The 13,600-nt window shown below is 63.7% G+C and carries 13 protein-coding genes; 9 read left to right on the top strand and 4 right to left on the bottom strand.

Annotated features, from left to right (window positions below):
• Positions 1–26: 26 nt before the first annotated feature.
• The 4 genes from ABIB66_RS12555 to gntR all read right to left on the bottom strand — a co-directional run bounded on the left by ABIB66_RS12555 (position 27) and on the right by gntR (position 4,709).
• Positions 27–773: an SDR family NAD(P)-dependent oxidoreductase gene (locus ABIB66_RS12555; protein WP_354204168.1), complete on the bottom strand. Its 747-nt coding sequence runs from the start codon at positions 771–773 to the stop codon at positions 27–29.
• Positions 774–800: 27 nt separating this feature from the next.
• On the bottom strand, positions 801–1,532 hold the full coding sequence (locus ABIB66_RS12560) for an SDR family oxidoreductase (protein WP_354055461.1): 732 nt from the start codon (positions 1,530–1,532) through the stop codon (positions 801–803).
• 124 nt (positions 1,533–1,656) lie between these two features.
• Complete coding sequence (locus ABIB66_RS12565; protein ID WP_354204165.1) at positions 1,657–3,486, bottom strand: IlvD/Edd family dehydratase; 1,830 nt, start codon at positions 3,484–3,486, stop codon at positions 1,657–1,659.
• A 122-nt stretch (positions 3,487–3,608) separates the two neighbouring features.
• The gene (gntR, locus tag ABIB66_RS12570) at positions 3,609–4,709 is read right to left on the bottom strand and encodes an HTH-type transcriptional regulator GntR (RefSeq protein ID WP_354204163.1); all 1,101 of its coding nucleotides are present in this window, start codon (positions 4,707–4,709) and stop codon (positions 3,609–3,611) included.
• 202 nt (positions 4,710–4,911) lie between these two features.
• On the opposite strand from gntR, the gene ABIB66_RS12575 reads away from it, so the two are divergent.
• From ABIB66_RS12575 to ABIB66_RS12615, 9 genes are all read left to right on the top strand, one after another.
• Positions 4,912–5,973 (top strand): ABC transporter ATP-binding protein, encoded by a 1,062-nt coding sequence (locus ABIB66_RS12575; RefSeq protein ID WP_275167336.1) that lies wholly within the window; start codon positions 4,912–4,914, stop codon positions 5,971–5,973.
• Positions 5,974–6,046: 73 nt separating this feature from the next.
• Positions 6,047–7,360, top strand: coding sequence for an ABC transporter substrate-binding protein (locus ABIB66_RS12580; protein WP_106943144.1), 1,314 nt, complete (start codon positions 6,047–6,049; stop codon positions 7,358–7,360).
• Between the two features lie 66 nt (positions 7,361–7,426).
• Positions 7,427–8,374: a carbohydrate ABC transporter permease gene (locus ABIB66_RS12585; RefSeq protein ID WP_354204160.1), complete on the top strand. Its 948-nt coding sequence runs from the start codon at positions 7,427–7,429 to the stop codon at positions 8,372–8,374.
• Between the two features lie 2 nt (positions 8,375–8,376).
• Entirely contained in the window at positions 8,377–9,252 is an 876-nt protein-coding gene (locus ABIB66_RS12590) for a carbohydrate ABC transporter permease (protein WP_007592322.1), read from the top strand.
• 79 nt (positions 9,253–9,331) lie between these two features.
• Positions 9,332–10,318 (top strand): D-erythronate dehydrogenase, encoded by a 987-nt coding sequence (denD, locus tag ABIB66_RS12595; protein WP_354100808.1) that lies wholly within the window; start codon positions 9,332–9,334, stop codon positions 10,316–10,318.
• A gap of 23 nt (positions 10,319–10,341) precedes the next feature.
• Complete coding sequence (locus ABIB66_RS12600) at positions 10,342–11,322, top strand: sugar kinase (RefSeq protein WP_354204158.1); 981 nt, start codon at positions 10,342–10,344, stop codon at positions 11,320–11,322.
• A gap of 13 nt (positions 11,323–11,335) precedes the next feature.
• Entirely contained in the window at positions 11,336–11,986 is a 651-nt protein-coding gene (gene eda, locus ABIB66_RS12605; RefSeq protein WP_354254907.1) for a bifunctional 4-hydroxy-2-oxoglutarate aldolase/2-dehydro-3-deoxy-phosphogluconate aldolase, read from the top strand.
• A 59-nt stretch (positions 11,987–12,045) separates the two neighbouring features.
• The gene (locus ABIB66_RS12610; RefSeq protein WP_275167331.1) at positions 12,046–13,215 is read left to right on the top strand and encodes an acetyl-CoA acetyltransferase; all 1,170 of its coding nucleotides are present in this window, start codon (positions 12,046–12,048) and stop codon (positions 13,213–13,215) included.
• Between the two features lie 123 nt (positions 13,216–13,338).
• Positions 13,339–13,545, top strand: coding sequence for a hypothetical protein (locus tag ABIB66_RS12615; protein ID WP_007592312.1), 207 nt, complete (start codon positions 13,339–13,341; stop codon positions 13,543–13,545).
• Positions 13,546–13,600 lie beyond the last annotated feature (55 nt).

Consider the following 13,600-nt stretch of genomic DNA (forward strand, 5'->3'; position numbering starts at 1 on the left):
GTCCGCCCCCGCGGGCGGCCAATGTCTCAGTACGTCGCCCGTCCACCGGAGATATCAAACACCGCGCCGGTGGAGAAGGCACAATCTTCGGATGCGAGCCAGCTCACCATCGCGGCTAGCTCTTCCACCAGCACGAAGCGGCCTTTTGGAATCTTCGACAGCATGAAGTCGATATGCTGCTGCGTCATTTGGTCGAAGATCGCGGTCTTTGCAGCCGCGGGCGTCACCGCATTGACGAGGATGTCATGTGCCGCCAATTCCTTGCCTAGCGACTTGGTCAGCGCGATCAGGCCGGCCTTGGACGCCGAATAATGCGACGCGTTCGGATTGCCTTCCTTACCGGCGATCGAGGCGATGTTGACGATGCGCCCGTATTTCTGCTTGAGCATCGCGGGCACGACCGCCTTGCAGCAGATGAAGGGGCCGTCGAGGTTGATGCGCAGAACTTTCCGCCATTCCTCGAGATCGGTCTCCCAGACCGGCTTGTTGACCCCGGCAATGCCCGCATTGTTGACGAGGATGTCGATCTTGCCGAAGGCGGCAAGCGTCGCGTCGCGAGCCTGCTCGACGGCCGCGGTATCGGTGACGTCGACCTTGAAGACGCGGGCGTTGTCGCCGATCTCCTTCGCCGTCTTCTCGGCCAGCGCGGCGTCGAAATCCCAGATCGCGACTTTGGCGCCGGAGGCGACGAAGCGCTGAACGATGGCGCGGCCGAAGCCCTGCGCGCCGCCGGTGACGATGGCGACACGGTCGTTGAGATCGATCTTGTTCATGCTGGATGCCTTCTGGATGCCTTGGCGTCAGAGCATGTAGCCGCCGTCGACGACGAGGTCGACGCCGGTGGTGAAGGCGCTCTCGTCACTGCCGAGATAGACCGCCATGGACGCGATCTCGTCGGCGGTGCCGAGCCGGCCCATCTTCTGGCGGGAGACGAACATCTCCTTGCCCTGCGGGCCTTGCGCGGCGGCGCGGTCGAGCATCGAAGGCGTCTCGACGGTGCCCGGGCAGATGCTGTTGCAGCGGATGCCCTTGGTGATGAAGTCGAGCGCGACCGCGCGCGTCAGCAGCGACACCGCCGCCTTTGAGGCGCTGTAGACGTAGCGGTTGGCCGGCGGCCGCAGCGCCGCGCAGGAGGAGATGTTGACGATGCTGCCGCCGCCGCCCGCGAGCATGTCCGGCAGGAAGGCCCTGATGGTCCGGTGCATCGACTTGACGTTGAGGTCGAACGAGAAATCAAAATCCTCTTCCGAACACTCAAGGATGGTACCGTGGTGCACGAAGCCGGCGGCGTTGAGCAGGATGTCGACCTTGCCGACGCGCTTGGCGAAGGCGTTGACGTCGGCGGTGCTGCGCACGTCGAGCTTCGCGGTTTCGGCGACGCCTTCCTTGGTCAGGCTCGCGATGCCGCTCTCGTTGATGTCGGTGGCGATGACGGTTGCGCCTTCACGCGCGAATGCGATGGCGCATGCGCGTCCGATGCCTGCCGCTGCAGCCGTGATGACGGCGCGCTTTCCCTTGAGGCGGTCTGCCATTTTCTTCTCCCTTGCCTGAAAGTTCTATCGGATCGTCATTGCGAGCGAAGCGAAGCAATCCAGAGTCCCGCCGCGGAGGCAGCCTGGATTGCTTCGTCGCTTCGCTCCTCGCAATGACGAGTAGTCAGTGATTATCCCGCGCCACACCAAAGGTGCCGGCGACGTTCTGATAGCGCGTGGCGAGCTCCATGCAGGCGCCGGTCGACTGCTGGCCGACGGTGTTGCGATAAAGCTCCTGCCACGGCGTCTGGTTCGGCGGATGCTTGAAGCCGCCACTGGCCTTCAGCTCGGCGTGGCGCTTCTTCACCTCGTCGTCGGAGATGAGAATGTTGGCGCTGCCCTTGTTCAGATCGACGCGCACCTTGTCGCCGTTCCTGAGGACCGCGAGGCCGCCATTGGCAGCGGCTTCCGGCGAAGCATTGAGGATCGAAGGCGAACCCGAGGTGCCCGACTGCCGGCCGTCGCCGATGCAGGGCAGGGACATGATGCCACGTTTGATCAGCGCCGCGGGCGGTTGCATGTTTACGACCTCGGCGCCGCCGGGATAGCCGATCGGACCGGTGCCGCGGATGAACAGCACGCAATGCTCGTCGATCTCGAGCGAGGCATCGTCGATCCGCTCGTGATAGTCCTCCGGACCCTCGAACACGACGGCGCGGCCCTCGAAGGCATTGAGATCGGTCGGGTTGCTGAGATAGCGATCGCGGAATTCCTTGGAGATCACGCTGGTCTTCATGATCGCGGAATCGAACAGATTGCCGCGCAGCACCAGGAACCCGGCGTCCTTCACCAGCGGCTTGTCGTAAGCCCAGATCACGTCGTTGTCGGGTTTTGGAGCATTGGCGCAGTTCTCGCCGATGCCGCGGCCGTTGACCGTGACCGCATCCTCGTGGATGCGCTTGTGCTTCATCAGTTCGCGCACGACCGCCGGCACGCCGCCGGCGCGGTGGAATTCCTCGCCGAGATAGAAGCCGGCCGGCTGCATGTTGACCAGGAGCGGCACGTCGTGGCCGACCTTCTGCCAATCGTCGATGGAGAGCTCGACGCCGATGTGGCGCGCCAGCGCGTTGATGTGGATCGGCGCGTTGGTCGAGCCGCCGATTGCCGAGTTGATCACGATGCAGTTCTCGAACGCCTCGCGGGTGAGGATGTCCGAGGGCTTTAGATCCTCCCAGACCATCTCGACGGCGCGCTTGCCTGTCTCATAGGCGATCTGGCCGCGCTCGCGATAGGGAGCGGGGATCGCCGCACAGCCCGGCAGCGAGAAGCCGAGCGCTTCAGCAAGCCCGTTCATGGTCGAGGCGGTGCCCATGGTGTTGCAATGGCCGACCGAGGGCGCCGAGGACGCCACGATCTCCATGAATTCTTCATAGTCGATCTCGCCGGCGGCGAGCCGCTCGCGCGATTTCCAGACGATGGTGCCGGAGCCGGTGCGCTCGCCATTGTGCCAGCCGTTCAGCATCGGCCCACCCGACAGCACGATCGCGGGCAGGTTGACGGTTGCCGCCGCCATCATGCAGGCCGGCGTGGTCTTGTCGCAGCCGGTGGTCAGCACCACGCCGTCGAGGGGATAGCCGTAAAGGATCTCGACCAGGCCGAGATAAGCGAGGTTGCGGTCGAGCGCCGCGGTAGGGCGCTTGCCGGTCTCCTGGATCGGATGGGTCGGGAATTCCATCGCAATGCCGCCGGCCTCGCGAATGCCTTCGCGGACGCGATGGGCAAGCTCGATGTGGTGGCGGTTGCAGGGGGAGAGGTCGTTGCCGGTCTGCGCGATGCCGATGATCGGCTTGCCGGACTGAAGCTCGGCGCGGGTGAGACCGTAGTTCAGATAGCGCTCCAGATAGAGCGCGGTCATGCCCGGATTATGCGGATTGTTGAACCATTCCTGAGAGCGGAGGTGGCGGCGAGCGCCGTTGCCGGCGGGGGCATGCCCATTGGTTGGTTTTTTTGTCATTGGTTTCTCCTGCAATGCAAACGCACCGGCGTCCGTTTTAGGGTGTCGGCTTGTGCGATGCCCAACGGCGCGAGCGACGATTTGCCTGCCCGCTGGCGGGTCGTTTCCTCACAAATCCGATACTAGTCATGGCCACTTGGTAACGCTACCATTTTGTTCGTAGCGCCCACGCCTGAAACGGCTGGCCGGTTGTCCGAACGCCGGGCCGACGAGCTTTGCCGCTCGATTACCTTGAAGCCGAGATCGAGCACCGGATGTTCCGGGCGCCGTCCGTCGATCGCGTCGATCAGCATGCTGGCGGCCGTGTTGCCCATCTCGTAGCGGTTGGTGCGCACGCTCGTGAGAGTCGGGACGGCGGAGGCCATGAATTCGAGATCGTTGAAGCCGACGATCGCGATCTGTTCGGGGATCGCGATCTCGCGGCGCCTGCATTCGAACAGCACACCCAGCGCGAGGTCGTCATTGGCGCAGAACACCGCGTCCATGCCGGGCTCCCGCGTCAGGAGATCGGTGAACAGGGCGCCTCCGAGCGTCACCGACGTCGGTGTCGCCGTCGTGACGACGAGGCGTTGCTCGAACATTCCGGCGTCCTTCATGGCCGAGACGTAACCGTCGAGCCGCCGCTGCACCCGCGGATCCATCCGCGCGCCGACGAAGCCGATCTTGCGGTGACCTTGCGCGAACAGATGCGCAACCGCCGCACGGGCTGCATCATAGTGTGAAAAGCCGATCATCATGTCGATCGGATTGGGTCCGATCTCCATGATTTGCACGATCGGGCAGTCGGCAGCATCGAGCATCGCGCGGGATTCAGTGGTCTGGTCGATGCCGGTGACGATCAGCCCGGCCGGCTTCTGCGCAAGAAACAGCCGCAGCAGCTTCTCCTCCTGGAGAATACTGTAGCGTGTGTTGGACAACTGGATCGAGTAACGGCTGTTTTCGGAGGCGTCGTAGATGCCGCGCAGCACGTCGGAGAACACGTTATTGGTCAGTGACGGAATCAAGACACCGATCACCTCGGTGCGCTGCGAGGCCAACGCGCGCGCCGCCAGATTCGGCACATAGCCGAGCTCCCTTGCCGCGCTCTCGACCCGGGTCCGTTTGGCGAGCGACAGCGCCTCGGGATTGCGGAAGAAGCGGGACGCCGTGATCGGGCTGACGCCGGCAAGCTCGGCGACTTCCGCCAGCCGGATTTTGCCTGACTTGGTGCGGTTTCGACCCATTTGCTGCTCATAACACACTCACTGTCGCAAACAAAGGAACGTTGACAGCGCTACCAGCACAGACTAACCAAAGACAAATTGCCAAAACCGCACAAACTGCCGACAATGTCGCCCGCTAAGGTTGGGCTTCGTTCGGTGAAGTCTGAAAAAACAAGACGGTCGCGGCGCGAGATGCGTCGTGGACTTTCGAGGAGGGAGCTAGATGTCGTCTGTGCAAATCCGCGACGTGCGGAAATCGTTCGGCAATTTTGAAGTCCTGCACGGCGTTTCGATTCCGATCGAGGACGGCCAGTTCGTCGTCCTGGTTGGCCCCTCCGGCTGCGGCAAGTCGACGCTTCTGCGCATGCTCGCCGGTCTCGAGAACATCACCTCCGGCACGATCTCGATCGGCGACCGCGTCGTCAACAATGTCCAGCCCAAGGAGCGGGACATTGCGATGGTGTTCCAGAACTACGCGCTCTATCCGCACATGACGGTCGGCGAGAACATGGGCTTCTCGATGAAGCTGCGTGGCGAGAGCACCGAAGAGATCAACAAGCGCGTCAAGCGCGCCGCCGAGATCCTGGCGCTGTCGCCGCTGCTCGAACGCTATCCGCGCCAGCTCTCCGGCGGCCAGCGCCAGCGCGTCGCCATGGGCCGCGCCATCGTGCGCGATCCGCAGGTGTTCCTGTTCGATGAGCCCTTGTCGAACCTCGACGCCAAGCTGCGCGTCGCGATGCGCACCGAGATCAAGGAGCTGCACCAGCGGCTGAAGACCACGACCGTCTACGTCACCCACGATCAGATCGAGGCCATGACCATGGCCGACAAGATCGTCGTCATGCATGACGGCATCGTCGAGCAGATGGGGACGCCGCTCGAGCTCTACGACAAGCCCGATAACCAGTTCGTCGCCGGCTTCATCGGCTCGCCATCCATGAACTTCCTGAAGGGTCATGTGCGCGTCAACGGCGTCGCGACCTTCGAGGGCCCGAACGGCGTCAAGCTGCCGCTCCAGAACGCGCCGGCGGCGTCCGATGGCCGTCCTGTCGTTTACGGCGTACGTCCCGAGCATTTCACCATCGCTGACGACGGCGCCGATGCCGAGATCGTCGTGGTCGAGCCGACCGGCTCGGAAACGCAGGTGTTTGCGAAGCTCGGTGGTGAGCAGGTCGTCGCGGTCTTCCGCGAACGTCACCAGTTCAACCCGGGTGACAAGGTCAAGCTGAAGCCCGATCCTTCCGTGATTCATCTGTTCGACGAGGCGACGGGCAAGCGAGTGTAGCGAGGCCGAAGAACGGCCAAAGACGACCAATACAAGACGACCCAATACAAATATAAAATTTAGGGAGAGAACGATGAGCGATTTCGACAGGCGAAGTGTGCTTAAAGTCGGTCTGGGCGGCGCGGCGCTGCTGGCCGGCCCCGGCATCGTCCCGGTGCGCGCGGCGGAGTGGACCAACACGCCCGAGCCGAACGCCTCCATCCGCGTGCTGCGCTGGAAGCAGTTCATTCAGGCCGAATTCGACAAATTCGCCGAGCAGACCAAGGCGTTCTCCGAGAAGACCGGAGTCAAGGTCAAGCTCGAGGCCGAGAGCTGGGAAGACATCCGCCCGAAAGCCGCGGTTGCCGCCAATGTCGGTGCCGGTCCCGACCTGATCATCGGCACGCTCGATGATCCCCATAAATTCCCGGAAAAGCTGATCGACATGACTGACGTCGCCGACTATCTCGGCGCGCAGTATGGCGGCTGGTACCCGGTTGCCGAACGCTACGGCAAGAAGGGCAACAGCTGGATCGCCATTCCGCAGGGCGCGACCGGCGGCTGCCTGAACTACCGCGTCAGCCACGTGAAGGCCGCCGGCTTCGATGAATTTCCGAAGGACACCGCCGGCTTCCTCAAGCTCTGCCAGGCGCTGAAGAAGAACAACACGCCGGCCGGTTTCGCGCTCGGCCACGCCACGGGCGACGCCAACGGCTGGTGCCAGTGGGCGCTGTGGGCCTTCGGCGGCAAGGTCGTCAACGACAAGAACGAGGTCGTGATCGACTCGCCGGAGACGATCGCCGCGCTCGAATACGTCAAGCAGCTCTACGAGACCTTCATCCCCGGCGTGCTGTCGTGGAATGACTCGAACAACAACAAGGCGTTCCTCAACGGCGAGCTCAGCCTGACGCTGAACGGTATCTCGATCTGGACCGTCGGCAAGAACTCCACCGATCCGAAGCAGCAGGAAATTGCCAAGGACATGAACCACGCGCCGATGCCGATCGGTCCCGTGGGCGTGTCGACCGAGCAGCAGAACGTGCTCGTCTATTACGGCTACAAGCACTCGAAGTATCCCAAGGCGGTCAAGGAGTACATCAAGTTCATGATGGACAAGGCGAACTACGACGCCTGGGAGGTCTCCTCCAACGGCTACGTGTCGCCGCCGCTGCCGGCCTACAACGACAACCCGGTGTGGACGTCGGATCCGAAGATCACGCCGTATCGCGACTGCCTGAAGCGCTGCCGCGACAACGGCTTTGCCGGCGATCTCGGCTATGCCTCTGCCGCCGTGATGGGCGACTTCGTCGTCGTCGACATGTTCGCCGAGGCGGCGTCGGGCTCCGTGACGCCGAAGGCGGCAGCCGCACGCGCAGCCGAGCGCGCCAAGCGCTACTACCAGGTCTGATCAGCTGCAATCTACGCGGCGTCCGGTTCGCCGGACGCCGCGACTCTTCGTCAAGGGGAATCCGACATGGCAGTTATGGCCGAGTCCGCAGCCGCGCAGGTCAAGCGCAGCAGCTTGTGGACCAGAGCATTCGAGAGCCGGAATTTCCTCGGCGCGATGTTCATGGTGCCGGCAATCGCCATCCTCATCCTGTTTCTGGCCTACCCGCTGGCGCTGGGCTTCTGGCTCGGCATGACCGATACCAAGATCGGCGGAGCCGGGCGCTACATCGGCTTCCAGAACTTCGTCTCGCTGTCGAAGGACTCGGTGTTCTGGCTGTCGGTGTTCAACACGATCTTCTACACGGTCGCCGCCAGCGCGGTGAAATTCGCCATCGGCCTCTATTTGGCGCTGCTGCTCAACGAGCGGCTACCGTTCAAGTCGATGGTCCGCGCCATCGTCCTGTTGCCCTTCGTCGTGCCCACGGTGCTTTCTGCAATCGCGTTCTGGTGGATCTATGACAGCCAGTTTTCGATCATCTCCTGGGTGTTGATCAAGGCCGGCCTGATCACACGCTACATCGATTTCCTCGGCGATCCCTGGAATGCGCGCTGGTCGGTCGTCGCCGCCAATATCTGGCGCGGCGTGCCTTTCGTGGCGATCACGCTGCTGGCGGGACTTCAGACCATCTCGCCCTCGCTCTATGAGGCCGCCAATCTCGACGGCGCCACCAATCTGCAGCGCTTCCGCCACATCACGCTGCCGATGCTGTCGCCGATCATCGCGGTCGTGATGACGTTCTCGGTGCTGATGACCTTCACGGACTTCCAGCTCATCTACACCATCACGCGGGGTGGGCCGATCAACTCCACCCATCTGATGGCGACGCTGTCGTTCCAGCGCGCCATCACCGGCGGCAATCTGGGCGAGGGCGCGGCGATCTCGAACGCGATGATTCCGTTCCTGGTCGCCGCGATCCTGCTCAGCTTCTTTGGGCTTCAGCGTTCCCGCTGGCAGCAGGGCGGGAGGGACTGACCATGACCACGGCAGACGACCAAAGCGTCGGAATGGACTACCTCGAGAGCTTCCCGCGGAAGTTTTTTCGGGTCTACCTTCCGCTCGGCCTGATCATCTTCTTCCTGCTGTTCCCGTTCTACTGGATGGCAGTCGCGACGTTCAAGCCGGACGCGGAAATGTACGACTACGAAAAGTACAATCCGTTCTGGATCGTGCATCCGACCCTGGAGCACATCAAGAAGCTGTTCTTCGACACCGACTATCCGCTCTGGATGTGGAACACCGTGATCGTCTCGGTGTCCTCGACCTTCATTTCGCTGTTCGCCAGCGTCTGCGCCGCCTATGCGATCGAGCGCCTGCGCTACAAGGGCTCGCGCTATGTTGGCCTCGCGATCTTTCTCGGCTATCTCGTGCCGCCCTCGATCCTGTTCATTCCGCTGGCGGCGATCGTGTTTCAGCTCGGCCTGTTCGACGGCAATCTGGCGCTGATCCTGACCTATCCGACCTTCCTGATCCCGTTCTGCACCTGGCTCCTGATGGGCTATTTCCGCACCATCCCCTATGAGCTGGAGGAGTGTGCGCTGATCGACGGGGCGACGCGGCTGCAGATTCTGATGAAGATCACGCTGCCGCTGTCGCTGCCGGGCGTGATCTCGGCGGGCATCTTCGCCTTCACGTTGTCCTGGAACGAGTTCATCTACGCGCTGACCTTCATCTCCTCGTCCGAGAACAAGACGATCCCTGTCGGCGCGATCACCGAGCTCGTCAATGGCGACGTCTACCATTGGGGGGCGCTGATGGCGGCGGCTCTGACCGGCTCGGTTCCCGTAGTTATCCTTTATTCCTTCTTCGTGGAGTATTATGTGTCGGCGATGACCGGCGCCGTGAAGGAATGATCGCGGGGCCTGCCTTGAGCGCGCGCCAGGACGAATCGCCGAAACCGGCGCGTTCCGGCCAATAAAAAGGAGTAGGCTCTTGCACATTCTGGTTCTGGGCGCCGCCGGCATGGTCGGCCGCAAATTGTGCGAACGGTTGTTGCGCGACGGCCGGCTCGGCAAGAGCGACATCACCAAGCTGACCATGCATGACGTGGTCGAGCCGAAGGCGCCGGAAAAAGCCGGCTTTGCCGTCGAGACCGTGTCGAGCGATTTCGCCGTGCCGGGTGCGGCCGAAAAGCTGATCGCCGGCCGTCCGGACGTGATCTTTCATCTCGCCGCGATCGTCTCGGGCGAAGCCGAGCTCGATTTCGACAAGGGCTACCGCATCAATCTCGACGGCACGCGGATGCTGCTCGATGCCGTCAGGCTCGCAGGCGGCGGCTACAAGCCGCGCGTGGTGTTCACGTCCTCGATCGCGGTGTTCGGCGCGCCGTTCCCCGATGCGATCGGCGACGAGTTCTTCCACACGCCGCTTCTGAGCTACGGTACGCAGAAGGCGATCGGCGAATTGCTGCTGGCCGACTATTCCCGCCGCGGCTTTCTCGACGGCATCGGCATCCGCCTGCCGACCATCTGCATTCGGCCCGGCCTGCCCAACAAGGCAGCATCGGGCTTCTTCTCCAACATCCTGCGCGAGCCGCTGGCCGGCAAGGAAGTGGTCCTTCCCGTATCCGAAGACGTCCGCCACTGGCATGCCACGCCGCGCTCCGCCGTCGGCTTCCTGCTGCATGCCGCCACCATGGACCTCGCAGCGGTGGGGCCGCGCCGCAACTTGACCATGCCGGGCCTGTCGGCGACGGTTGGCGAGCAGATCGCTGCGCTGAAACGCGTCGCCGGCGACAAGGTCGCCGCCCGCATCAAGCGGGAGCCCGATCCCTTCATCGTCGGCATCGTCGGCGGCTGGCCGCGCAACTTCAATGCAAAGCGGTCGCTCGAGCTCGGCTTCACCACCGCCGAGAAGACTTTCGACGACATCATCCGCATTCACATCGAAGACGAGCTCGGCGGCAATTTCGTCGCCTGATCTCTGACTGAGCGGGTAAAGTGATGGCGAGCGTTGCTTGCATCGGCGAATGCATGGTCGAGCTCCGGCAGGCCCAGGGTGGACAATCCGCCGGACATTCCAGCGGGCAGGGCGGGGGCCTCTACTCGCGTGGATTCGGCGGCGACACGCTCAACACGGCCGTTTACCTCGCGCGGCTCGAGGTCAAGGTCGATTATCTCACCGCGCTTGGCGACGATGCCCTGAGCGATGAGATGATCGCGGCCTGGACTGCGGAGGGCGTCGGCACCAGGCGCGTCGTGCGGCTGCCGGGCAAGCTGCCCGGCCTCTACATGATCCAGCTCGATGCAAAGGGCGAGCGCCAGTTCTTCCACTGGCGCGACAGTGCGGCGGCGCGCCAGCTGATGAATCTGCCGGAGACCGACGATCTCCTCAACTCGCTGATGAGCTACGACATCGTCTATCTCTCCGCGATCACGCTCTCGATCTACGACGCGGCCGGGCGCGAGCGCCTGTTCGCGGCGATCAAGCGCGCGCGCCTGCTCGGCACCCGCTTCGTGTTCGACACCAATTTCCGCGCGCGGGGATGGCCGGATCGCGACGTCGCGCGCGAGGTGTTTTCAGCCGCCTTCGCGGCTGCCGACATCGTGCTGACCTCGACCGAGGATCTGCTCGCTCTTTATCCCGGCGAGAGCCACGAGCGGTTGATGGCGCGCATCCCGAGCCCTGAGCTGGTGTTCCGGCTCGCCGATCCGGTCAGCCTGCTGCGTTTTCCCGGGGGGCCCTACGAGGTTCGCGCCGAGCCCATGACTAAACCCGTGGTCGACACCACCGCGGCCGGCGACAGTTTTGCCGCGGCCTATATCGCGGCGCGGCTCGCCGGTTCCGACCCGGTCGAGGCCGCCCAGGCCGGGCACCGCCTCGCCAGCCTCGTGATCTGCTATTCCGGCGCCATCATTCCGGGTTATGCCATGCCGCCGAAGAAACGGCACCGGCCGGCGACGACGCGTCAGGCGACCAAGTGAAACGAAAGCCAAGATGACCACTACTGCCCAGCAGAACCACCTCGTCGCGCTGTTCAAGGCCGCGATCGTCATTCCCGTCCTCACCATCGAGCGTATCCAGGATGCTGTGCCGCTGGCGCGTGCGCTGGTGGCCGGCGGCGTCCGCACGCTGGAGGTGACCATGCGGACCCCCGTTGCGATCGAGGCGGCGAGGGCGATGATGGCCGAGGTGCCCGAGGCGGTGGTCGGCATCGGCACGATTCTCAATCCGGCCGACTTCACGCGTGTCGAGAAGCTCGGCGTTGCGTTCGGCATCAGCCCGGGCTTGACCCCGGACCTCTTGAAGGCCGCCACCCATAGCTCCTTGCCGTTTGCGCCGGGCATCGCCACCGCGTCCGAGCTGATGATGGCGCTGTCCTACGGCTTCGACGTCGCAAAATTTTTCCCGGCCGAGCAGGCCGGCGGCATCAAGGGGCTGCGTTCGCTGGGTGGGCCGTTCCCGAACGTGCGGTTCTGCCCGACCGGCGGGGTCGGCGAGGCCAATGCGGCGACCTGGCTCGCGGAGCCCAATGTGGTCGCGGTCGGCGGTTCCTGGCTGTGCCCGACGGCGGAGATCAGGGCCGGGAACTGGGCCGGCATAACTGCCATCTGCCAGCGCACCCTCCAGGCCCTTAAACCCGCGTGAAGTCTTGCCATCCCTGCGCTAAGACTTAGCTCAGCAAGAGACCGCCAGGGAGAAAGATCATGACCGCCAGCATCGTCGGATGGGCGCATACGCCATTCGGCAAGTTCGACACCGAGACCGTGGAAAGCCTTGTGGTGAAGGTCGCCAATGAGGCGCTGGCGGATGCCGGCATTTCGGCCGGCGATGTCGACGAGATCGTGCTCGGCCATTTCAACGCCGGCTTCTCGCCCCAGGATTTTACCGCCTCACTGGTGCTTCAGGCCGACCCGGAGCTGCGCTTCAAGCCGGCGACCCGGGTCGAGAACGCCTGCGCCACCGGCTCCGCCGCCGTCCATCAGGGCGTGCGCGCGATCGCGGCCGGCGCGGCCAGGATTGTCCTCGTTGTCGGCGTCGAACAGATGACGCGCACGCCGGGGCCGGAGATCGGCAAGAACCTGCTCAAGGCGTCCTATCTGCCCGAGGACGGCGACACCGTCGGCGGCTTCGCCGGCGTGTTCGGCAAGATCGCCAGCTCCTATTTCCAGAAATACGGCGATCAGTCCGATGCACTGGCGCTGATCGCAGCCAAGAACCACAAGAACGGCGTCGCCAATCCCTTCGCCCAGATGCGCAAGGACTTTGGCTTCGAGTTCTGCCGCGCGGAGAGCGAGAAGAACCCCTACGTTGCCGGCCCCCTGAAGCGCACCGACTGCTCGCTGGTCTCGGACGGTGCCGCTGCCCTGGTGCTGGCCGACGCGGAAACCGCCAAGGGCATGAGCAAGTCGATCGGCTTCCGCGCCACCGCGCACGCCCAGGATTTTCTGCCGATGTCCAAGCGCGACATCCTCCAGTTCGAGGGCTGCACGGTCGCCTGGCAGCGCGCGCTGGAGAAGGCGGGTGTTGCGCTCACCGATCTCTCTTTCGTCGAGACCCATGACTGCTTCACCGTCGCCGAGCTGATCGAGTACGAGGCGATGGGCCTGACGCCGAGGGGGCAGGGTGCCCGCGCCATCAAGGAAGGCTGGACGCTCAAGGACGGCAAGCTGCCGGTCAATCCGTCCGGCGGCCTGAAGGCCAAGGGCCATCCGATCGGCGCCACCGGCGTCTCCATGCATGTGATGACCGCGATGCAGCTCGCCGGCCAAGCGCCCGAGGGCATGCAGCTCAAGAACGCAAAACTCGGTGGCATCTTCAACATGGGCGGTGCGGCGGTCGCCAACTACGTCTCCGTACTGGAGCCGCTGAAGTAAGCTCCGACCTTGTAGGTGGGCAAAGGCGCGCAAGCGCCGTGCCCACCTTCTTATCTTGCGCTAGATCATGGTGGGCTCCCCCGGGGCCCTTAAAGCTCATGATCGATTTGCAGGGGATGCATCATGAGCAATGACTACGAAGATTCGCTGTCGATGGACGCACTCAACGATCGCATCGCGATTCTCGAGGACAATATCCGCCAGCTCATCGAGCAGGCCGCGGCCGCCTCGGGTGAGCAGAACGAGTCGCGGATCGCGGACCGCATCAACCAGCAGAATGAGGAGCTCGACCGTCTCCTCAAAGTGCGCGAATCCCGTCAGAAGAAATAGCCGACTTTCTTCGCCGGCGCATGCGGCCATACGCCGGCCGCCCTTGCGCACGTGC

Origin of the sequence: Bradyrhizobium sp. F1.13.3 (assembly GCF_040548265.1) — a bacterium.
GTDB lineage: Bacteria > Pseudomonadota > Alphaproteobacteria > Rhizobiales > Xanthobacteraceae > Bradyrhizobium.

What these genes read in the sequence shown, in the direction of transcription:
- ABIB66_RS12555 (WP_354204168.1), bottom strand. Translation starts at nt 773, where the DNA reads ATGAACAAGATCGATCTCAACGACCGTGTCGCCATCGTCACCGGCGGC.
- ABIB66_RS12560 (WP_354055461.1), bottom strand. Translation starts at nt 1,532, where the DNA reads ATGGCAGACCGCCTCAAGGGAAAGCGCGCCGTCATCACGGCTGCAGCG.
- ABIB66_RS12565 (WP_354204165.1), bottom strand. Translation starts at nt 3,486, where the DNA reads ATGACAAAAAAACCAACCAATGGGCATGCCCCCGCCGGCAACGGCGCT.
- gntR (WP_354204163.1), bottom strand. Translation starts at nt 4,709, where the DNA reads ATGGGTCGAAACCGCACCAAGTCAGGCAAAATCCGGCTGGCGGAAGTC.
- ABIB66_RS12575 (WP_275167336.1), top strand. Translation starts at nt 4,912, where the DNA reads ATGTCGTCTGTGCAAATCCGCGACGTGCGGAAATCGTTCGGCAATTTT.
- ABIB66_RS12580 (WP_106943144.1), top strand. Translation starts at nt 6,047, where the DNA reads ATGAGCGATTTCGACAGGCGAAGTGTGCTTAAAGTCGGTCTGGGCGGC.
- ABIB66_RS12585 (WP_354204160.1), top strand. Translation starts at nt 7,427, where the DNA reads ATGGCAGTTATGGCCGAGTCCGCAGCCGCGCAGGTCAAGCGCAGCAGC.
- ABIB66_RS12590 (WP_007592322.1), top strand. Translation starts at nt 8,377, where the DNA reads ATGACCACGGCAGACGACCAAAGCGTCGGAATGGACTACCTCGAGAGC.
- ABIB66_RS12600 (WP_354204158.1), top strand. Translation starts at nt 10,342, where the DNA reads ATGGCGAGCGTTGCTTGCATCGGCGAATGCATGGTCGAGCTCCGGCAG.
- eda (WP_354254907.1), top strand. Translation starts at nt 11,336, where the DNA reads ATGACCACTACTGCCCAGCAGAACCACCTCGTCGCGCTGTTCAAGGCC.
- ABIB66_RS12610 (WP_275167331.1), top strand. Translation starts at nt 12,046, where the DNA reads ATGACCGCCAGCATCGTCGGATGGGCGCATACGCCATTCGGCAAGTTC.
- ABIB66_RS12615 (WP_007592312.1), top strand. Translation starts at nt 13,339, where the DNA reads ATGAGCAATGACTACGAAGATTCGCTGTCGATGGACGCACTCAACGAT.